This is a genomic window from Streptomyces sp. NPDC051822, from assembly GCF_044452745.1.
In the GTDB taxonomy this organism is placed as follows: Bacteria; Actinomycetota; Actinomycetes; order Streptomycetales; family Streptomycetaceae; genus Streptomyces.
This window is the reverse complement of record NZ_JBITBZ010000005.1, coordinates 130,352-150,653: the sequence shown is the minus strand read 5'-3', so window position 1 is coordinate 150,653 and position 20,302 is coordinate 130,352. Positions and strand designations below refer to the sequence as shown.

At 71.8% G+C, this 20,302-nt stretch carries 19 protein-coding genes and 1 tRNA gene; 15 read left to right on the top strand and 5 right to left on the bottom strand.

The window, feature by feature from the left end:
• Positions 1-59: 59 nt before the first annotated feature.
• Positions 60-1,523: an aminopeptidase P family protein gene (locus ACIA8N_RS18100; RefSeq protein ID WP_365776557.1), complete on the bottom strand. Its 1,464-nt coding sequence runs from the start codon at positions 1,521-1,523 to the stop codon at positions 60-62.
• 113 nt (positions 1,524-1,636) lie between these two features.
• Positions 1,637-3,088 (bottom strand): PP2C family protein-serine/threonine phosphatase, encoded by a 1,452-nt coding sequence (locus ACIA8N_RS18095; protein WP_399416645.1) that lies wholly within the window; start codon positions 3,086-3,088, stop codon positions 1,637-1,639.
• Between the two features lie 670 nt (positions 3,089-3,758).
• Between ACIA8N_RS18095 and ACIA8N_RS18090 the strand changes: the two genes are divergently transcribed.
• Positions 3,759-4,433 (top strand): bifunctional DNA primase/polymerase, encoded by a 675-nt coding sequence (locus ACIA8N_RS18090; RefSeq protein WP_365776553.1) that lies wholly within the window; start codon positions 3,759-3,761, stop codon positions 4,431-4,433.
• 206 nt (positions 4,434-4,639) lie between these two features.
• The gene (locus tag ACIA8N_RS18085) at positions 4,640-5,263 is read left to right on the top strand and encodes a hypothetical protein (protein WP_365776551.1); all 624 of its coding nucleotides are present in this window, start codon (positions 4,640-4,642) and stop codon (positions 5,261-5,263) included.
• A gap of 219 nt (positions 5,264-5,482) precedes the next feature.
• Here the strand turns inward: ACIA8N_RS18085 and ACIA8N_RS18080 are convergent, their stop codons facing one another.
• From ACIA8N_RS18080 to ACIA8N_RS18070, 3 genes are all read right to left on the bottom strand, one after another.
• Positions 5,483-6,460, bottom strand: a complete 978-nt coding sequence (locus ACIA8N_RS18080) for a DUF5926 family protein (protein ID WP_365776549.1) — start codon at positions 6,458-6,460, stop codon at positions 5,483-5,485.
• A 169-nt stretch (positions 6,461-6,629) separates the two neighbouring features.
• Positions 6,630-7,232 carry an ATP-binding protein gene (locus tag ACIA8N_RS18075; protein WP_365776548.1) on the bottom strand — a complete coding sequence of 201 codons (603 nt, stop codon included), beginning with the start codon at positions 7,230-7,232 and terminating at the stop codon, positions 6,630-6,632.
• Positions 7,233-7,335: 103 nt separating this feature from the next.
• Entirely contained in the window at positions 7,336-8,157 is an 822-nt protein-coding gene (locus ACIA8N_RS18070) for a glycerophosphodiester phosphodiesterase (protein ID WP_365776546.1), read from the bottom strand.
• Between the two features lie 201 nt (positions 8,158-8,358).
• Between ACIA8N_RS18070 and ACIA8N_RS18065 the strand changes: the two genes are divergently transcribed.
• The 13 genes from ACIA8N_RS18065 (at position 8,359) to ACIA8N_RS18005 (ending at position 20,295) form a co-directional block, all read left to right on the top strand.
• Complete coding sequence (locus ACIA8N_RS18065; protein ID WP_365776544.1) at positions 8,359-9,828, top strand: trypsin-like peptidase domain-containing protein; 1,470 nt, start codon at positions 8,359-8,361, stop codon at positions 9,826-9,828.
• Between the two features lie 53 nt (positions 9,829-9,881).
• A tRNA-Ser gene (locus ACIA8N_RS18060) sits at positions 9,882-9,968 on the top strand.
• Positions 9,969-10,113: 145 nt separating this feature from the next.
• Positions 10,114-10,332, top strand: coding sequence for an antitoxin (locus tag ACIA8N_RS18055; RefSeq protein WP_365776542.1), 219 nt, complete (start codon positions 10,114-10,116; stop codon positions 10,330-10,332).
• A 136-nt stretch (positions 10,333-10,468) separates the two neighbouring features.
• The gene (locus ACIA8N_RS18050; RefSeq protein WP_365776540.1) at positions 10,469-10,990 is read left to right on the top strand and encodes an O-acetyl-ADP-ribose deacetylase; all 522 of its coding nucleotides are present in this window, start codon (positions 10,469-10,471) and stop codon (positions 10,988-10,990) included.
• A 421-nt stretch (positions 10,991-11,411) separates the two neighbouring features.
• Positions 11,412-11,717: a hypothetical protein gene (locus ACIA8N_RS18045; RefSeq protein WP_365776538.1), complete on the top strand. Its 306-nt coding sequence runs from the start codon at positions 11,412-11,414 to the stop codon at positions 11,715-11,717.
• 200 nt (positions 11,718-11,917) lie between these two features.
• Positions 11,918-13,084, top strand: coding sequence for an acyl-CoA dehydrogenase family protein (locus ACIA8N_RS18040; RefSeq protein WP_365776535.1), 1,167 nt, complete (start codon positions 11,918-11,920; stop codon positions 13,082-13,084).
• Positions 13,081-14,004 carry an OB-fold domain-containing protein gene (locus ACIA8N_RS18035; RefSeq protein ID WP_365776533.1) on the top strand — a complete coding sequence of 308 codons (924 nt, stop codon included), beginning with the start codon at positions 13,081-13,083 and terminating at the stop codon, positions 14,002-14,004. Before ACIA8N_RS18040 ends, ACIA8N_RS18035 begins: the two co-directional genes overlap by 4 nt.
• 1 nt (position 14,005) lies before the next feature.
• Positions 14,006-15,070 (top strand): acyl-CoA dehydrogenase family protein, encoded by a 1,065-nt coding sequence (locus ACIA8N_RS18030; protein WP_365776531.1) that lies wholly within the window; start codon positions 14,006-14,008, stop codon positions 15,068-15,070.
• Positions 15,067-15,456 (top strand): MaoC family dehydratase, encoded by a 390-nt coding sequence (locus ACIA8N_RS18025; RefSeq protein WP_365776529.1) that lies wholly within the window; start codon positions 15,067-15,069, stop codon positions 15,454-15,456. The genes ACIA8N_RS18030 and ACIA8N_RS18025 overlap by 4 nt, the downstream gene beginning before the upstream one ends.
• Positions 15,453-16,619 carry a lipid-transfer protein gene (locus tag ACIA8N_RS18020; protein ID WP_365776527.1) on the top strand — a complete coding sequence of 389 codons (1,167 nt, stop codon included), beginning with the start codon at positions 15,453-15,455 and terminating at the stop codon, positions 16,617-16,619. Before ACIA8N_RS18025 ends, ACIA8N_RS18020 begins: the two co-directional genes overlap by 4 nt.
• A gap of 52 nt (positions 16,620-16,671) precedes the next feature.
• A complete protein-coding gene (locus ACIA8N_RS18015) occupies positions 16,672-17,775 on the top strand; it encodes a DUF1906 domain-containing protein (protein WP_365776525.1) in 1,104 nt (367 codons plus the stop codon).
• Between the two features lie 185 nt (positions 17,776-17,960).
• Positions 17,961-18,506 (top strand): SigE family RNA polymerase sigma factor, encoded by a 546-nt coding sequence (locus ACIA8N_RS18010; protein ID WP_365776523.1) that lies wholly within the window; start codon positions 17,961-17,963, stop codon positions 18,504-18,506.
• 136 nt (positions 18,507-18,642) lie between these two features.
• Positions 18,643-20,295, top strand: a complete 1,653-nt coding sequence (locus ACIA8N_RS18005) for a long-chain fatty acid--CoA ligase (protein ID WP_365776521.1) — start codon at positions 18,643-18,645, stop codon at positions 20,293-20,295.
• Positions 20,296-20,302: the final 7 nt, after the last annotated feature.

The window sequence follows — 20,302 nt, the reverse complement described above, 5'->3', positions numbered from 1 at the left end:
GGGGAAGGGCCCCCGCCGGTCGGTCGGCGAGGGCCCTTCGGTTCCAACGTACGCGGAGATCAGCCCTTCAGCGCGGCCATCCACGCCTCGACCTCGTCGGAGCGGCGCGGCAGCGCGTCCGAGAGGTTCCGGTTGCCGTCCTCGGTGACGAGGATGTCGTCCTCGATCCGGACGCCGATGCCGCGGTACTCCTCCGGCACGGTCAGATCGTCGGCCTGGAAGTACAGACCCGGCTCGACGGTCAGGCACATGCCCGGCGCGAGGGTCGTGTCGACATAGGCCTCGGTGCGCGCGGCGGCGCAGTCGTGGACGTCCATGCCGAGCATGTGGCCGGTGCCGTGCAGGGTCCAGCGGCGCTGGAGGCCCAGCTCCAGGACGCGCTCGACCGGGCCCTCGACGAGGCCCCACTCGACGAGCTTCTCGGCGAGGACGCGCTGGGCAGCGTCGTGGAAGTCGCGGTAGGCGGCGCCGGGCTTCACCGCGGCGATGCCGGCCTCCTGCGCCTCGTACACGGCGTCGTAGATCTTGCGCTGGAGCTCGGTGTACCGGCCGTTGATCGGCAGGGTGCGGGTGATGTCGGCGGTGTAGAGCTCGTTGGTCTCCACGCCGGCGTCGAGCAGCAGCAGGTCGCCGGAGCGCACGTCGCCGTCGTTGCGCACCCAGTGCAGGGTGGTGGCGTGCGGTCCCGCGGCGCAGATGGAGCCGTAGCCGATGTCGTTGCCCTCGACGCGGGCGCGCAGGAAGAACGTGCCCTCGATGTAGCGCTCGCTGGTGGCCTCGGCCTTGTCGAGGACCTTGACGACGTCCTCGAAGCCGCGGGCGGTGGAGGCGCAGGCCTTCTCCAGCTCCGAGATCTCGAAGGCGTCCTTGATGAGACGGGCCTCGGAGAGGTAGACGCGGAGTTCCTCGTCGCGCTCGGCGGTGACCTTGTCGGTCAGCGCGGCCTCGATGCCGGCGTCGTGGCCGCGGACGTTGCGCACCGGGCCGGTGGCCTCGCGCAGCGCCCCGGCCAGCTCGCGGACGTCCTTCGCGGGGACGCCGAGGAGCTGCTCGGCCTCGGTGAGGGAGTGGCGGCGGCCGACCCACAGCTCGCCCTGGCCGTCGAGCCAGAACTCGCCGTTCTCGCGGTCGGAGCGCGGCAGCAGGTAGATCGTCGCCTCGTGGCCGTCGGCCGTGGGCTCCAGGACCAGGACGCCGTCCTGGGTCTGGTCTCCGGTGAGGTAGGCGTACTCGGTGGAGGCGCGGAAGGCGTACTCGGTGTCGTTCGACCGGGTCTTCAGGTTGCCGGCGGGGATCACCAGGCGCTCGCCCGGGAAGCGGGCGGAGAGCGCGGCGCGGCGCGCGGCGGTCTTGTCGGCCTGGGCGATCGGCTCGAGGCCGTGCAGCTCCGTGTCGGCCCAGCCGGACTTCATGTTCTCGGCCAGCTCGTCGGACACGCCCGGGTACAGGCCGTTCTTCCGCTGCTTGATCGCCTGCTCTTCGGTCGTCTCTTCCGGGGTCTCCGGCGTGAGCTCCTCGGCCACGGGTCTGCCTCCTCTTGGTACGACACTGAACCCCCACCATCGTACGGTCGTACGGAAGGGGGCCCAGGGCCGGAAGACCCATTACCGGAATGTCACGCTCCGCTTAGTGGGGTTCACTCGAAACGTGCGGCCAGGAGGACCACGTCCTCCTCGTCCACGGCGGTGTCGAGGCCCTCGGGCAGCAGGGTCCGCAGGACGTGGTCGGCGACGGCGCCCGGGTCGCCCCGGTCGGCCTTCGGCACGCTCGCGGCCGCCGCGTGGAGGCGGGCGAAGGCGCGGTCCGTGGCGTCGCCGGTACGGCGCAGCAGCCCGTCGGTGTAGAGAAGCACCGTTTCTCCAGGTGCCGGGGACAGCTCCACGCTCGGAGCCTCCCAGCAGGAGAGCATCCCGAGCGGCGCCGAGAGCGAGGTCTCGACGAACTCGGTGCGGTGCTCGCCGATGATCAGCGGCGGGGCGTGCCCCGCCCCGGCGAGGACGATCCGGCGCTGCGCGGGTTCGGCGTAGGCGAAGAGCGCGGTCGCCGAGCGGGCGGGCTCGGTGAGCCGGAGGAGGAGTTCCAGGTCGGAGAGGACGGCGACGGGGTCCTCGCCCTCCATCACCGCGTACGCCCGGAGAGAGGCGCGCAGCCTGCCCATGGCGGCGAGCGCGCTGGGGCCGGTGCCGGAGACGGAGCCGACGGCGAGCCCGAGCGCGCCCTCGGGCAGCGGCAGCGCGTCGTACCAGTCGCCGCCGCCCCGGGGGTTGGTGCGGTGGCGGGCGGCGAGCTGTACGCCGGGGACGCGGGGGAGCCGGCTCGGGAGCAGCTCCTCGGCGATGGTGGAGACCTGGACGCGGGCGCGCTCGACCTGGAGGAGGCGGGCGAGGTGCTCGGTGGCGAAGCGGCCGTAGAGCCCGATGAGGTGGCGCTGGCGGTCGTTGGGTTCGGCGGGCTCGTCGTAGAGCCAGACGGCCGCGCCGAGCCGGCCGGCCTCCTCGGTGGCGAGGGGCAGGGCGTAGCTGGCGGCGTAGCCGAGGCGGGCGGCGACCTCGCGGTGGCGCGGGTCGAGGCCTTCCTCGGTGCGTACGTCGCGGATGGCGATCGGATCGGGGACGCGCTCGGGGTGGCCCGGATCGGGGAGGCCGTCGAGGAGGCGGCCGTAGCTGCTGGTGCCGCGCGGGACGGTCTCGATGGTGCCGAGGTCGGAGTGGGCGAGGCCGAGGCCGATGGTGGCGGCCGGGCCGAGTCCGTCGGCCGGTTCGAGCACGGCCATGCCGCGGCGGGCGCCGACGAGGGCGGAGCCGGCGCCGAGCACCTCGCGGAGGGCCTCGTCGAGGGAGGCGGTCCTGATGAGGCGTTCGGTGAGTTCGTGGAGGGTGGTGAGGTCGGAGACCCAGGTGGCGAGTCTGTCCTGGATCAGTGCCCCCGGTGGGGGGACGGTGTCGGAGGGGGGCGCCGCCGCGGGTACCCCGGGGCGGGGCGCCGTAGTGTGCGGGGGCCCGGGAACCGTGGAATCGATTCCAGCCACTTTCGGCATGTGTGGGGCGCTCATGTCAGTCGGCTTTCCGACCGGTGCGTTTGACGCCATAGCATCGCAAACCCCCATGTCATTCTGCGCCGCTCGATGCATCCACATGTACACGCACAAGAGGAGCGATGTCCAGCATTGTCCCCATGGGACTTGTGGTGTCCGTGGGGTTGTTCATGAGGTGAGACGCAAGGGTTGAAGTACGCGGCAAGTTGGCCGAAAATTGTCCCCGGTGTGCACCATTTGCGGTCGACTGGCGTCGTTTGAAAGCGCGTCATTCCGAGCGTGCTGGGTACGTAATCGATGACAGGCAGGGGCAGTTGGAGCTGCCCCGGAACGTGAAGCGAAACCCCGGCGTCCTTCAAGCCGCAGGCCGCAGCCCGTCACCGAGTGGCGGGGAACGTGTTCTGACCCGCCCTGGTTCTGACCCGGCTCCACCTCGTTCTGACCTGGCTCCACGTGGTACCGACCCGGCTCCATCCCGGTCCTGACCTCCTGGTCCTGGCCTCGCGGCCCTGACTTCCGGTCCTGATCTCGCTCCGCCCGGATCCATCCGGCTCCATCCGGCTCAATCCGGTTCCACGTGGCTCCATCTGGTGACGGCCCGGCCGGCCCCGCTCCGCGACGGGGGCCGCCGTCCCGCCGACCCGGTACGCGCTGATACGCACGGTGAAGTGTCCTGTACATGGTGTGATGTGGATTCGGCGTTCACGGAAAGGAACGAGCGCTCATGCGCGAGATCCTCGGAAGGCGACGCAGGCTCCGGTTCCGGCGCAAGGCGAGGACCGCCCGACTCGACGCGGCGGTCACCTTCGCCGTCGAGTGGAACTGGCCCGTCCTGCCGGGAGCGGCCCTGAGGGCGACGACCCGTACGGGGGCGGTCTGCTGCTGCCCCGACCCCGAGTGCGTGGTGCCCGGCGCCCACCCCTACGACCCGGGCCTGCTCGCGGCCACCACGGACGAGCGGATGATCCGCTGGTGGTGGACGCGGCGCCCGGACGCCCCGGTGGTGCTGGCCACGGGCGGCACCGCGCCCTGCGCGGTCAGCCTGCCCGCGGTGGCGGGCGCGCGGGCGCTCGCGGCGCTCGACGCGATGGGCATGCGGCTCGGTCCGGTGGTGGCGACCCCGACGCGGTGGTCGATCCTCGTCGCCCCCTACGGCCTCGAACGGCTCGGTGAGCTGCTGTACGCGAAGGACAGCGTGCCGAGCTCGCTACGGTTCCATGGAGAGGGCGGCTATCTGTTGCTGCCGCCCTCGGTCGCCGGTACCGGACAGGTGCGATGGGAACGGGCGCCGCTCGCGGGCTCGGCCCGGCCGTGGCTGCCGGACGTGGAGGCGGTGGTCGACGCCCTGGTGGAGGCGAGCACGAGCACCCCGGGCGGCGGAAGCCGACTCGCGTACTGAGGCGTACTGAGGCGTACTGAGGGGTGCGGGGCGGGGCGCTTCCCCGTCCCCGAGGCCCCGGTCTCCCCGGGCCGTTCACCCGAACGGGTGTGTCCCGGCCCCACTTCTCCGGGAAACGGGCGCGCGCCCGACCGGGCGCCCGCCGCCCGCCGATATGTTCACCCCACCGTTCGAGATCTCCAGCCGAGCAGGAACAGGTGGGGCACATGGGTCCGGTGAACCTTCGCGTGGTCGGACTCGGGGCCGCCGTCACGGTCGCCGTCCTGCTTCCACTCGTCGCGATGGCGGGGCCCACGGGCGATCCCGTACGACCGGCCGGGGCGGCGGACGGGGCCGGCGGCGACGCGAAGCCGGGGGACCTGTGGTCGGGCCTCGGCCTCGGCACCCGTACGCCGGCGTCTCCCGCCCACACCGCTCCCGCATCCCCTCCCGCATCCGCCCCCGCCGCCCCGGCGGCCCCCGCCCGGGTGTCTCCGGAGCGGGTCACGCGCTGTGGGCCGGAACTCGCCTCCCCCGAGGGGGTCGAGGCGCAGACCTGCGTGCTGGCCGAGGGACCCGACAACTGGGCGCGTACGTACTACAGGAACGCCACCGGCCAGGAACTCGACGCGTTTCTGACCCTCATGGCACCCGGCGGGCGGACCGTACAGGTGCGCTGCCCTGTCACGGCGCAGGACGAACCGGGAACCTGTGAAACGCCCAGGGAGCGCGGTCGGGGCGCGGCCGGGATGTATACGGCGGTGGCGGAATTCGCGGGTACGGGCGAGGGCGACAGCACTCCGCTGCTGCTGCGGGCAGGCAGCAACACGGCAGACCCGGAAGGAAGTTGAGCGTCTACGCCCCGGGGCTCCCGGAAGCGGACATGGAAAGGCCCGATCGCTGGCGACGGGGGATGCACCAGCGACCGGGCTTCCAGAACGGTAACAAGAGATCTGCTGTTCGCAAATTCGATCTCGGTTATTCGGACAGGGATTTACCCGTCCGAAGACCGCCTTGTGGCGGAAGTCACCGACTGGTCGGTCTGTCAGTCACCGATACCACCTGGGGTATCAGCTGAGAGTCACCTGACGGTTCGTGAGGCCGCCGCGCGCACGCCGCTCCTCCGCGGTGAGCGGGGCGTCCGAGGCGAGCGCCCCGGCAAGCCGCTCGGCGAACTCGGCGGCCGGCTTCTCGCACTGCTCGGCCGTCATCGAGGTCGGCAGGTCCCAGACCGGCACCATCAGGCCGTGGGCCCGGAACGAACCGACGAGCCGGGTGTCCGCGCCGAGGGAGGTGCCGCCGGCCGCCTGGAGGCGGGCGAGCGCGTCGAGGAGCTTCTCCTCCGGGTACGGCATGACCCAGCGGAGGTGGTTCTTGTCCGGGGTCTCGCACCAGTACGCGGAGTCCACGCTCGTGAGCTTCACGGTCGGGATCGCGGCCGCGTTGGCCCGCTCGAGCGAGGCGGCGACCTCCGGGTCGGCGCCGTCGGCGGACTGCGGGATCCAGAACTCGAAGCCCGTGTGGACCTCGGGGGCGAACGGGGCGTCCGCGTCGAGCAGGTCCTGGAGGCGCGGGCCCTCGGCCGGGACGCGGCGGGCGGGGATCGGGGTGCCCGGCTCGGCCTCCAGGGCGCGCTGGAGGGTGTCGGCGAGGTCGCGGGCGAGGTCGCCGGAGGTGGAGTCGTTCTGCAGGGCGAGCAGGACGGAGCCGTCGTCGCGGCGCAGCGCCGGCCACGCCATCGGCAGCACGGTCGCGAGGTTCACGGACGGCACGCCCTCCGGGAGCCCGCCCTTGAGGGTGAGCGGCGCGGTGGCGGCGGGTACGAGCTCACGCAGTGCGACCCAGTCGCACTCGCCGGGCAGGCCCTCGAAGGGGCGCTGGACGAGCTCGGTCACGGCGTGCGAGGCGGCTCGGCCGTGACACGCCTTGTAACGGCGGCCCGAACCGCACGGGCACGGCTCGCGGGCGCCGACGACCGGGATCTCCCCGCTCGTGACCTGTGCCTGGCCGGACGTGCCGGCCTTCGTCTGGGGGCGCTTCTTGGCCATGGTGTGGCTTTCTCCCGATCGCGGCGGTGCGGTGCTTGTTCCGGCGCGAGCCTAGCCGCCCCGGGCACCGACACCCCTCAGGCGGGCCGCGCCATCCCCTGTCATGGACCAGACCGGCTGCCATGGGTGGCGACGGCGGACGCCGCAGAGGCGCCGCCGCCGAGTCGCCTCAGTCCAGATCGTTGTACGCGTCCAGGACGTCGAAGCGGGAGCCGCCGCCGACCCGGGTCGCGAAGTCCTCGCGGCGGTGTCCCTCGGTGACCACCACCCAGACCGTGACCTCGCCCGTCGCGCTGTCCCGTACACCCCAGTCCTGAGCCAGCGCGCTGATGATGTTCAGCCCGCGGCCTCCCCGTGCGGTGACCGAGGGCGTCGACGGAACCGGTCGTGTCGGACCACCGCCGTCCGTCACCTCGACCCGCAGGCCGCCCGCCGGGTCCACCCGCCAGGCCGCCCGTACATCCCCGTCGCCCCGATCCGCCCGCCCCAGCGGCCTGCCGTACCGGCAGGCATTGCTGAGCAGCTCGGAAAGGATCAGCACCGCGTCGTCGACGACCGAATCGGCCACTCCGCTGCGGTACAGCTCGTCCCGCATCCGGTGTCTCGCCGCACCCACGCCCGCAGGACCGTGGGGTACGGCCATGCTCGACGACGTGGGCACCTCTTGTGCCACCACAAACGCCACCCCCGAGACCTCCTTTGCCCCACGCCACCGTTTGGATGCCCCAATGGACTGGACCGGAAACCGGCCAATCCGCGTGGGATGAGGCACTCGTGACGATCGCGTACGTACGGAACGCGCCGGTGCACGCCCTGCGAGCCCCATAAACCCTTGTGCCGTATGGGAAAGGAGGGACCCAGGGGGTGGGAAGGCGTCAGCTGCGGCCGAGCTGGGAGAGCACCTGCTTGGGACGGTTCGTGATGATCGCTTCCACGCCGAGGCGCTCGCAGAGCTCGACGTCCTCGGGGTCGTCCACCGTCCAGACGTGGACGTGGTGTCCGGCCTTCTGGAGCCGCAGGATCACGGCGGGGTGGTGCCGGACGATCCGGATCGAGGGGCCGGCGATACGCGCGCCCGCGGGGAGGCGTCCGTCGCGCAGCCGCGGAGAGACGAACTGGGCGAGGGAGACGGTGGGGAGCGTCGGCGCGGCCACGGCGATCCTCTGCAGGGAGCGGGCCGAGAAGCTCATGACGCGCACGGGGGATTCCGCGGAGTACGCGGGCGCGTGCAGGTTGAAGCGCTTGAGGAGGTGGAGGAGCCGCTCCTCCACCTGACCCGCCCAGCGGGTGGGGTGCTTCGTCTCGATGGCCAGCTCGACCCGGCGCCCGGCGTCGGACACCAGCTCCAGGAGGCGTTCCAGGGTGAGGACGGAGGTGTACCCGGGGTCTCGCCAGTCGGGGACCTCGCCGGAGTCGTCGCGGCCCTTCCAGGTGCCGAAGTCGAGGGCGGTGAGGTCGGCGAGCTCAAGGGCGGAGACGGCGCCGCGGCCGTTCGACGTGCGGTCGACGCGTCGGTCGTGGACGCAGACGAGATGGCCGTCGGCGGTGAGCCGGACGTCGCACTCCAGGGCGTCGGCGCCGTCCTCGATGGCCTTCATGTAGGCGGCCAGGGTGTGTTCCGGTGCGTCCTCCGAGGCTCCACGGTGGGCGACGACCTGGAGCGGGACGCGGTTCGATTGCTGCCGTGCGTGAGTCACGGCGTCATGGTGCCATTGGCGGGGTGCGGCGGGCACACCGGAAGGTGTCCGTTCTGTCCGTATATAAAGGTGGGGGTGCAAACGCACAGCTCCGCCTTACAGCGGCCTGACGCCCTGTGGGAAAAGCTGGTGCAGCACCCTGGACTCAGCAGGTGCCCCGTAGGTACCACCACCCCGCGCAGTCAACGAGGAGAGCGAGCTGTGAGCACCGAGAACGAGGGCACGGCGGTTCCGGCGGACCCGTCCGCCCCGTCCGCCCCTCCGACACCTCCCTCGACGGCGACGCCGGAGCAGACGCCGACGACGCCGCCCATCCAGGAGCCCGCCCCGGCCCCGGAAGCGGCGACGGCTCCCACTCCGGTGCAGCCCCCGGCCCACCCCGCGGCTCCGGCCGACGCCCCGACGGTGGTCCATGCCCCTGCCCCCGCCCCGCCCGCCGCCCCCGCGGGCGCCGCGGGCGGATGGCCGCCGCCTCCGCCGGCCGTCCCGGCCTGGGGCGCCCCGGTCCCGCCCGCGCCGCCCGCCCCCACGGCACCGCGGAAGCGGACCGGCGGCCTCGTGGCGGCGGTGCTGGTTGCGGCGCTCGTCGCGGGCGGCATCGGCGGTGGCGTCGGCTACTGGGCGGCCCAGCGCGGTGACGACGGCGTCAGCTCGACGACGGTGTCCTCGGGCGAGGCCCCGGCGGCCTTCAAGCGCGACCCGGGGACGGTCGCCGCGGTCGCGGCGCAGGCGCTGCCCAGCGTGGTCACGATCCAGGCGAAGTCCGGCGGCCCGCAGAGCGAGGGCGGCGGCGAGGGCGGTACGGGCACGGGCTTCGTGTACGACCAGGAAGGCCACATCGTCACCAACAACCACGTGGTGGCGTCGGCGGCGGACGGCGGCGCGCTCTCCGTGACGTTCCCGGACGGCAAGGCGTACGACGCGGAGGTCGTCGGCCGGGCCGAGGGCTACGACGTGGCGGTACTGAAGCTCACGAACGCGCCGAAGGGGCTGAAGCCGCTGCCGCTCGGCGACTCCGACAAAGTGGCGGTCGGCGACTCGACCATCGCGATCGGGGCGCCCTTCGGCCTGTCGAACACGGTGACGACGGGCATCATCAGCGCCAAGAACCGTCCGGTGGCCTCGGGCGACGGCTCCGGCGGCAGCAACTCGTACATGAGCGCGCTGCAGACGGACGCGTCGATCAACCCGGGCAACTCCGGCGGTCCGCTGCTCGACGCGAGCGGCGCGGTGATCGGCATCAACTCGGCCATCCAGTCCACGGGGAGCGGTTTCGGCCAGTCCCAGGCGGGCTCGATCGGCCTGGGCTTCGCGATCCCGGTGAACCAGGCGAAGAACGTCGCCCAGCAGCTGATCAAGACGGGCAAGCCGGTCTACCCGGTGATCGGCGCGACGGTGAACATGAACGAGCGGGGCGAGGGTGCCACGATCGCCTCCCAGGGCTCGGGCGGCACCCCCTCGGTCACGCCCGACGGCCCGGCGGCGAAGGCGGGCCTGAAGGCCGGCGATGTGATCACGGCCTTCGACGACCGCCAGATCGACAGCGGTCCGACCCTGATCAGCGAGATCTGGACCCACAAGCCGGGCGACTCGGTGAAGATCACCTACGAGCGCGACGGCAAGACCTCCACGGCCACGGTCACCCTCGGCGAACGCACCGGCGACAACTGACCCCGACCGGCTAGGCTGTCCCCCGCGCCGCCCGTGACACACCGACGGCGCGGGGTGGGTTGCCCGAGCGGCCTAAGGGAACGGTCTTGAAAACCGTCGTGGCAGCGATGTCACCGTGGGTTCAAATCCCACACCCACCGCAGTTGAACGGCCCCTGACCAGGTAGATCGGTCAGGGGTCGTTTTCTCGTGCCGGTCGGGAGGAGCGGGGCCGGGCTCAGCGGATGCGGGACTCGGGTGCTGCCCTGATGCTGGAAGGGCTGGAACAGCGGCTAGGAGGGCCAGGATGTCTATGCTCGACAAGCTCAAGGGGATGCTGAAGGGCCACGAGGAACAGGGCTCCAAGGGCATCGACAAGGCCGGTGACTTCGTCGACGGCAAGACGCAGGGCAAGTACAGCGGTCAGGTCGACACCGCCCAGGCGAAGCTCAAGGAGCAGATGGGCAACACGGGTCAGGGGCCCGACTCCCCACGGCCGGACTCTCCGCCCCCGCCCCAGCCGTAGCGCGGAGGCGCGTATCGCTCCTCAGGGGCGCCCCGGATGTGTATCCGGGGCGCCCCTTCGGGGTTTCCGTCGGGGGGTTCAATGGACTCGTGACAACGGTGACCTGGGAGAGGTGACCTGGGAAAGGGGTTCTGGCGTGGTGCGGATCGTGCTCGTGCAGGGGGACATCACCGCGGAGGCGGCGGACGCGATCGTCAACGCCGCCAACACCTCGCTGCTCGGCGGTGGGGGAGTCGACGGGGCCATCCACAGGAAGGGCGGGCCCGAGATCCTCGCGGCCTGTCAGGACCTGCGCCGTTCGCACTACGGCAAGGGGCTGCAGGTCGGGCGGGCCGTGGCCACGACGGCCGGGCGGCTGCCGGCCCGGCACGTGATCCACACGGTCGGGCCCGTCTGGTCGCGGGAGGTGGACCGGTCGGAGTCGCTGGCCTCCTGTTACCGCGAATCCCTCCGGGTCGCCGACGAGCTGGGGGACCGTACGGTCGCGTTCCCCGCGATCTCGACCGGGATCTACGGCTGGCCGATGGAGGACGGCGCCCGGATCGCCGTGGAGACGGTACGGGCGGCCCGTACCGAGGTGGAGGAAGTGCGGTTCGTGCTGTTCGACGCGCGCGCGTACGCCGCTTTCGAGGCGGCTGTCGGGCAGGAGATCCCCTAAGGGGCATCGCCTCGCGGTCGAATTCTTCTTCCCGTCGGTTCGTTTGTTCGGTTTCCGGGTCGGGGGGACTCGCCGTCGCTCTCCTCCGCGAGAGCGATTGGCGGGAAATCTGCCGGAACGCTTCCTCCCTTGCGGCAGCCCGGTTCTGCCTGTCCTGAACCCGCTCCTCCCGGGGTGAGCTGGGGCTTTCCTCGTACTGACCTGGTTTATCTGCTTGTCCTCACGCTTGCGGGGGAATCGGGCGCTCCGGGGTGGTTCGCCGGGGATTCGGTGGGTAACTCTGGAGTCGCGACGTCGAGCACGAAACGACCGGGGCGGTCGGCCAACTGCCCTGTGAATGACCGTAGTTCAGAAGAGTTCCCAGCACTTCAGAAGCAGTTCCGTGCAACAGCACCAGCTTTCAGTTCCCGGAGGAACACACATGGCAAGCATCCGTACCGCCCGCATCTTCGCCGTCGCCGCCGCCCTGCCCCTCGCCGCCGCGCTCTTCACCGGGGTGGCCCAGGCCGACAATGGCGGGTTCGCGGACGACGGATCGAACACGAGCGTCGCCACGATCATCGGCAGCGGCGTGGGTGGGGACAACTTCGGCAACTCGACCACGACGCAGCAGGTGGCGACCGGTTCCGGTGCCTCCAACCAGAACAACACCGCCAGCGTGAACGGCTCCGCCTTCACCCACATCGCCCAGAACAACGCGGTGGTCAACTTCAACCCGTGGTGGTGACCGCCGCACGGCAGCCGGCCCGACGGGGGGCGTGACCGTGGTGTGAACGACGGCCTGTGCGCCGGTACTTCGGTACCGGCGTGCGGGCCGTCGCGCTTGTGTGCGCCCGGTCTTCCGCGCGGTCGGTCGGCGACCTTGACAGGGATCCTGAATCTGACGGACAGTCAGAAATCTCAGTCGTCCCACGGGAGGCCGTCGCCGTGCACCTCGCCCCGACCGAGCGGCAGCTGCGGCTGCGCGCCGAACTCCGCGCCTACTTCCGGGAGGTGATGCCCGAAGGGCCGCCCCCTGCCGCGGACACCGCCGCCCAGCGCCGGCTGCTGCGCCGCATCGGCGCCGACGGGCTCCTCGGTCTCGGGTGGCCCGAGGAGTACGGCGGGCAGGGCCGGGGCCCCGACGAGCAGTTCGTCTTCTTCGACGAGGCGTACCGAGCGGGCGCCCCCGTCTCGATGGTCACGCTGAACACCGTCGGGCCCACCCTCATGGCCTACGGGACCGAGGAGCAGAAGGCCTTCTTCCTGCCCCGGATCCTTCGGGGCGAGACCGTCTTCGCCATCGGGTACAGCGAACCGGAGGCCGGCACGGACCTCGCCTCCCTCCGGACGCGGGCGGTCCGCGAGGGGGACTCCTGGCGGATCGACGGGCAGAAGATCTTCACCTCCAACGCCCAGAACGCCGACTGGATCTGGCTCGCCTGCCGCACCGACCACGACGCGCCCCCGCACCGGGGCATCTCGATCGTCCTCGTCCCCACCGACGCCCCCGGTTTCTCCTGGACCCCGATCGCGACCGTCGGCGGGCTGACGACGACGGCGACCTACTACGACGGGATACGGGTCCCCGCGGGGAACCTCGTCGGGCCCGAGCACGGCGGCTGGGGGCTCATCACCAACCAGCTCAACCACGAACGGGTCGCGCTCGCCGCGATCGGCATGCAGGCCGAGGACTTCTTCACGGCCGCGCTCGCCCGGGCGCGCATCCCCGATCCGGTGACGGGCAGGCGTCGCGTTGACGAGCCGTGGGTCAGGATCCGGGCCGCCGAAGCACACGCCCGACTGTCGGCGACACGCCTGCTGAACTGGCGTTTGGTGAGTGATGTGGGGGCCGGCCGGCTCGCCCCGGGGGACGCGAGCGGCGTGAAGTTCGTGGGAACCGAATCGGCGGTGGAGGTGTATCGAATATGTCAGGAAATCACGGGCGGGCCGGGGACGGTGCGAGCGGGATCGCCGGGGGAAGTCGACGCCGGTGAGCTGGAGCGCATGAACCGGGCCGCCCAGATCAACACCTTCGGGGGAGGGGTGAGCGAGGTGCAGCGCGAGATTGTCGCGAGGATGCGGCTCGGCATGAAGGGGAGGGGGCGGCGATGACTGTCACGGAGCGGGACGCCACGCTGTACGACCGGCTCGTGGCCTACGAGGGCCGTGCCGCAGCCACCGCGGGCGTCGGCAAGGACCCGGTGAACCTGCCCATGATCAGGCACTGGTGCGAGGCCATGGGGGACGCGCACCCCGCCTACCGGGGGCCGGAGGCCGTCGCCCCGCCGACGATGCTCCAGGCCTGGACGATGGGCGGCCTCTCGGGGCATACGGGCCGCTCCTCCGCGTACGAGGAGCTGTTCGCCCTCCTCGACGCGGCCGGATACACGTCCGTGGTCGCGACCGACTGCGAGCAGGAGTACCTCCGGCCTCTGCGCCCCGGCGACGAGATCACCTTCGACACCGTGATCGAGTCCGTGTCGCGGCCCAAGACCACCAAGCTCGGACCGGGCTACTTCGTCACCACCCGGACGGACGTCCGCGTCGGCGCCGAACTCGCCGGCACCCATCGCTTCCGCATCCTCAAGTACGCACCGGCGAGCAGGCCACCGAAGTCCCCGGACCACGCCCCGAGGCGGCCCCGGCCGGTCATCAACCGGGACAACGCCGGGTTCTGGGAGGGGGTGGCGGCGCACCGGCTGCTCATCCAGCGCTGCGGCGACTGCGCGGCCCTCCGCTTCCCCTGGCTGCCCGGGTGCGCCGACTGCGGATCGCCGGAATGGGACACGGTCGAGGCGAGCGGCGCCGGGACCGTCTTCTCGTACGTGGTGATGCACCACCCGCCCTTCCCGGCCTTCGCCCCGCCCTACGCGGTCGCGCTGATCGAACTCGCCGAGGGCGTACGGATGATCAGCAACGTGGTGGGGGTGCCCTACGACAAGGTGCGGATCGGGATGCCGGTGCGGCTGGAGTTCCTGCGGGCCGACGAGGAGCTGGAGCTTCCCGTCTTCCGCGCCGGAGGGGAGGACTGACATGGACTTCACCCCCACCGAGGAGCAGGAGGCCGCCCGCGAGCTGGCCGGCCGGATCTTCACCGACCTCGCCACCCACGAGCGGCTCAGGGCGGCCGGCACCGCCACCGACGCCGAGCTCTGGAAGGCGCTCTGCGCCGCCGGACTGCCCGGCGCCGTCGAGGAGACCGGCCTGCTCGGCCTGGTCCTGCTTCTGGAGGAGCAGGGGCGGGTGACGGCCCAGGTGCCCTTCGCCGCGAGCTGCGCGTACGGGATCCTCGCCGTCGGCCGGCACGGTACGGAAGAGCAGCGGGCCCGGCTCCTGCCCGGCCTCCGGGACGGTACGACGGTGGTGACGGGGGCGTTCCCGGCGTCGGGCACGGTCTCCGCGCACGACGGGCGGCTCAGCGGGACCGTGGACTGGGTGCCGTGGCTCAGGGACGCCACGCATGTCCTCGTACCGGACGAGGACCGTGACCTGTGGCTGGTCCCGCTGGTCCCACTGGGCCCCACGGAGGAGGACGCGGTCCGGGTGGATCCCGTCGAGCTCACCGCACCCTGGTCCGCCGGGCGACTCTTCCTCGACGGGGCAGCCGGGGAGCGACTCGGGGAGCCGGCCGGCGCGTCCGGCGGTGCCTATGAGGACGTGCTCGCCGTCGCCCGGATCGCCTTCGCCGGACTGCAGGCGGGGGTCTGCGCGGGATCGCTGGCCAGGGCCGTGGAGCACACCTCCGTACGGGAGCAGTTCGGCCGCCCGCTCTCCACCCACCAGGCCGTGCAACTACGTGCCGCCGACGCCCACATGGACACCGAGGCCATCCGGGTCACCGCCTACGAGGCCGCCTGGCGACTCGACGAGGGACTGGACGCCGGTGGGGCGGCCCTGACCGCCGCCTGGTGGGCCTCGGAGGCGGGGAAGCGGGTCGTGCACGCCGGGCAGCATCTGCACGGCGGTACGGGAGCGGACCTCGACCATCCCGTCCACCGGCACTTCCTGTGGGGCCGGCAGCTCGACGCCTATCTCGGCGGCGGCACCGAACTCCTCTCCGAACTCGGCGCCCTGCTCGCGGAAGGAGACCTGTCATGAAGCCCGGGGACGAGCTGCCTCCGCTGACCATCCCGATCACCCGCACTCTGATCGTCGCGGGGGCCGTCGCCTCCCGCGACTACCAGGACGTGCACCACGACGCCGAGCTGGCCCGGGAGAAGGGCTCACCGGACATCTTCATGAACATCCTCACCACGAACGGGCTCGTCGGCCGGTACATCACGGACCACTTCGGTCCCAGCGCCGTCCTCCGCAGGGTCGCCATCCGGCTCGGCGCCCCCAACCACCCCGGCGACACCATGGTCCTCACCGGCACGGTCACCGCAGTGGACGGGGACACGGCACGCGTCCGGGTCGTCGGTGCCAACGGGCTCGGGCACCACGTCACGGGCACGGTCACCGTCACCGTGGAGGTGCCGCGATGAGCCTCCGCAGCAGGGACGGACTCGGCGGCCGGGCGGCCGTGGTGGGCATCGGGGCGACCGAGTTCTCCAAGGACTCGGGCCGCAGCGAACTCTCCCTCGCCGTCGAGGCGGTGCGAGCGGCCCTCGACGACGCCGGGCTCGCCCCCGCCGACGTCGACGGCCTGGTCACCTTCACGATGGACACCAACCCGGAGATCACCGTCGCCCAGGCCTCCGGCATCGGTGAACTGTCCTTCTTCTCCCGTGTGCACTACGGGGGCGGGGCCGCCTGCGCCACCGTCCAGCAGGCCGCGCTCGCGGTCGCCGCCGGGGTCGCCGAGGTCGTCGTCTGCTACCGGGCGTTCAACGAGCGTTCCGGGCGCCGCTTCGGCTCAGGCGTCAAGGAGCGCCAGCCCTCCGCCGAGGGCGCCGCGCTCGGCTGGCAGCTGCCCTTCGGGCTGCTCACCCCGGCCTCCTGGGTCGCGATGGCCGCCCAGCGGTATCTGCACACCTACGGGTTGAGCCCGGACGCCTTCGGCCATGTCGCCGTCACCGACCGGCGTCACGCGGCCCGGAACCCCGCCGCGTACTTCCACGGGAAGCCGATCACCCTGGACGACCACGCCGCCTCGCGCTGGATCGTCGAACCGCTCCGGCTCCTCGACTGCTGCCAGGAGACCGACGGCGGTCAGGCGCTCGTCGTCACCTCCGTCGAGCGCGCCCGTGATCTGCGGAATCCGCCCGCCGTGATCGTCGCGGCGGCGCAGGGCGCCGGGCGGAAGCAGGAGGCGATGACCAGCTTCTACCGCGACGAGCTGACGGGCCTTCCGGAGATGGGGGTGGTGGCCCGGCAGCTCTGGCGGACCTCCGGGCTCGCACCGTCCGACATGGACGTCGGCATTCTCTACGACCACTTCACCCCCTTCGTGCTCATGCAGTTGGAGGAGTTCGGCTTCTGCGGACCGGGAGAGGCGGCCGACTTCGTCGCGGCCGACGCGCTCCCGCTGAACACGCACGGCGGGCAGCTCGGCGAGGCGTATCTGCACGGGATGAACGGCATAGCGGAGGCGGTACGGCAGCTGCGCGGGACCTCGGTGAACCAGATACCCGGCGCGGAGCGGACCTTGGTCACGGCGGGCACGGGGGTTCCCACGTCCGGGTTGATCCTGGGCACGGACGGCTGAGGCGACGGCCTCAGCGGTGGCCGGGCGGAGCGGGCGGTTCTTCACTCGCGGCATGAGCACACACGAACCGCCCCGATCAGCCCCCGTAGTCGTACCCGTACCCGTACCTGTAGTCGCCGTCGAGCCCGCCTCCGTACCCGAGCCCGCCGCCGTACCCGTACCCGAGCTCGCCGACGTACCCGTACCCGAACCCGCCGCCGGATCCGCATCCGCATCCGTATCTGCTTTCCTGCCCGCGCTGTCTCCCGGAGTACGGACCGTGGTCGCCGCCCTCCTGGCGGCGCTGGCGGGGGCGGCCCTGCTCAGTGCCCCCGCTCCGGCGGTGGCGGCCCGACCGGGTGGTGCCGTTCCGAACGGTGCCGTTCCGTCCGGGGCAACTCCGGCAGGTGCCGATCCGGCCGGTGGCACGGCGACCCGTGGGGCCGCGCCCGCGCACTTCACCGGGCAGGCCTTCGACACCTGTGACGCTCCCTCCCTGGAGGTGATGAGGGCCTGGCGCAGTTCGCCGTACGGGGCGGTCGGGATCTACTTCGGCGGCCGGGGCCGGGGCTGCCCCGTCCAGCGGGAGCTGACCCCCGCCTGGGTCGCCTCCGTGAACGCCATGGGCTGGCGGCTGCTGCCCCTCTTCGTCGGCTCCCAGGCGCCGTGCGTGGTCTCCCCGGCCAAGCGGCCCTTCGCCATCGGCGGCAGCCCCTGGAGCCAGGGCACCAGGGAGGGCGGCGAGGCGGTGCGGGCGGCGCGCGCCCTGGGCCTCGACGCGAGCAGCCCGCTCTACCTCGACATCGAGGCCTACCGGCAGGGGGACGCGCCCTGCGCCGCGACCACCCTCTCCTTCGTCCGGGCATGGAACCGGGAGGTGCGGCGCCTCGGATATCTGCCCGGGTTCTACAGCAGTGCGGATACGGGGGTACGGGACATCGAGGAGCAGCGGAGGGCGGGTACGAAGGACCTGCCGGCCGTGATGTGGTTCGCGCGCTGGCGGGGGCGGCCTTCGCTGTACTCCGAGTCGGTGCTGCACCCGCAGGCATGGATGCCGCACGCCCGGATCCACCAGTACACGGGCAACGTCACCGAGTCGCACGGCGGCCGCCGCCTCTACATCGACCGCAACGCGATGGACGCGCCCGTGGCCCGCGTCACGGACGCCGCCCCCTGAGCCCTCGCCCCCTGAGCCCTCGCCCCCTGAGCCCTCACCCCCGGGCCCCTCCGACCCTGAGGGGGCCACGACGGGTCTCCACCCAGAGGAGGTGAGGCGGTCCCCACCCCTACAACCTGAGGCGGACGGAGGGTCGGGACCTGGGGCCGATCCGCCGAGCGCCCCTCCCCTCCTAGCGTGGAGTCATGACTCCGCCACCCTCTGGCCCCGTCTGCGCCGGTGCCTCGCAGTACGCGTCGTACCCGACCTTCTCCTCGTACGTACGGGCGCGGCAGCCCGTACTCCTGCGCACCGCGCGTTCCCTGACCGCCAACCCCTGCGACGCCGAGGACCTGCTCCAGACGGCGCTGGCCAAGACCTTCATGGCGTGGGAGCGCATCGAGGACCATCGCGCCCTGGACGGGTACGTCCGTCGCGCGCTGCTGAACACGCGTACGTCGCAGTGGCGCAAGCGGAAGGTCGACGAGTTCGCCTGCGAGGAGCTGCCCGAGCCCGCCGGTCTCCCGGAGCCGGACCCGGCCGAGCGGCAGGTGCTGCACGACGCGATGTGGCGCGCGGTGCTGAAGCTGCCGGAGCGGCAGCGCCAGATGGTGGTCCTCCGGTACTACGAGGACCTCAGCGAGGCCCAGACCGCCGAGGTGCTCGGGGTGTCGGTCGGTACGGTCAAGAGCGCGGTGTCCAGAGCGCTCGGCAAGCTCAGGGAGGACCCGGAACTGACCCCCGTACGGTGAGCAACCGGGACAGGACGGCGCCCCCGCCAGTGAACACTGGCAATTCACGTACTCCCGGGTAGTGACATACCGCGTGGTATGTGCGCAGAATCTCCACACCCTTTCTGCCACGTAGCGCCCACCGGGAGGACGCCCCGTGTACAGCACCATGCAGGACGTACAGCTGACCGTGAGCCGCATCCTCAAGCACGGGATGACGATCCACGGGAAGTCCATCATCACCACCTGGACGGGGGAGCCCGAGCCGCACCGCCGCACGTTCGCGGAGGTGGGAACGCGCGCACACCAGCTGGCCAACGCCCTGCGCGACGAACTCGGGGTCATCGGCGACCAGCGTGTCGCCACGCTCATGTGGAACAACTCGGAGCACGTCGAGGCGTACTTCGCGATCCCCTCCATGGGCGCCGTGCTCCACACCCTCAACCTCCGTCTTCCCCCCGAGCAGCTGGTGTGGATCGTCAACCACGCCGCCGACCGGGTCGTGCTCGTCAACGGCTCGCTGCTCCCCCTCCTCGCCCCGCTGCTGCCGCACCTGCCGACGATCGAGCACATCGTGGTGGCGGGCCCCGGCGACCGTTCCGTCCTGGACGGCGTGGCGCCCCGCGTGCACGACTACGAGGAACTGATCGCGGGCCGTCCGACCACGTACGACTGGCCCGAGCTCGACGAGCGTTCGGCCGCCGCCATGTGCTACACCTCCGGCACCACCGGTGACCCGAAGGGCGTCGTCTACTCCCACCGCTCGATCTACCTGCACTCGATGCAGGTGAACATGGCCGAGTCGATGGCCCTCACGGCCAAGGACACGACCCTCGTCGTCGTCCCGCAGTTCCACGTCAACGCCTGGGGCCTGCCGCACGCCACCTTCATGACCGGCATCAACATGCTCATGCCGGACCGTTTCCTCCAGCCGGCCCCGCTCGCCGACATGATCGAGCGCGAGAAGCCGACCCACGCGGCCGCCGTCCCCACCATCTGGCAGGGCCTGCTCGCCGAGGTCACCGCCAACCCCCGCGACCTCTCCTCGATGGCCCAGGTGACCATCGGCGGCGCGGCCTGTCCGCCGTCCCTCATGGAGGCTTACGACCGGCTCGGCGTCCGTCTCTGCCACGCCTGGGGCATGACCGAGACGTCCCCGCTGGGCACGATGGCCCACCCGCCGGCCGGTCTGACCGCCGAGGAGGAGTGGCCGTACCGTGTCACGCAGGGCCGTTTCCCGGCCGGTGTCGAGGCGCGGCTCGTCGGTCCCGGCGGCGACCACCTCCCCTGGGACGGCGAGTCGGCCGGTGAGCTGGAGGTGCGCGGCACCTGGATCGCGGGCTCGTACTTCGGTGGCGTCGACGGCGAGGTCATCCGCCCGGCCGACAAGTTCAGCGAGGACGGCTGGCTCAAGACCGGCGACGTCGGAGTGATCAGCCCCGACGGCTTCCTGACCCTCACCGACCGCGCCAAGGACGTCATCAAGTCGGGCGGTGAGTGGATCTCCAGCGTCGACCTGGAGAACGCGATCATGGCGCACCCGGAGGTCGCGGAGGCCGCCGTCGTCGCCGTGCCGGACGAGAAGTGGGGCGAGCGCCCGCTGGCGACCGTCGTGCTCAAGGAGGGGGCGACGGCGGACTACGAGACGCTGAAGGCCTTCCTCGCCGACGAGGGCGGCATCGCCAAGTGGCAGCTGCCGGAGCGCTGGGCGATCGTTCCGGCGGTGCCGAAGACGAGCGTGGGCAAGTTCGACAAGAAGGTCATCCGCAGGCAGTACGCGGAGGGCGAGCTGGACGTGACCCAGCTCTGACCCACCG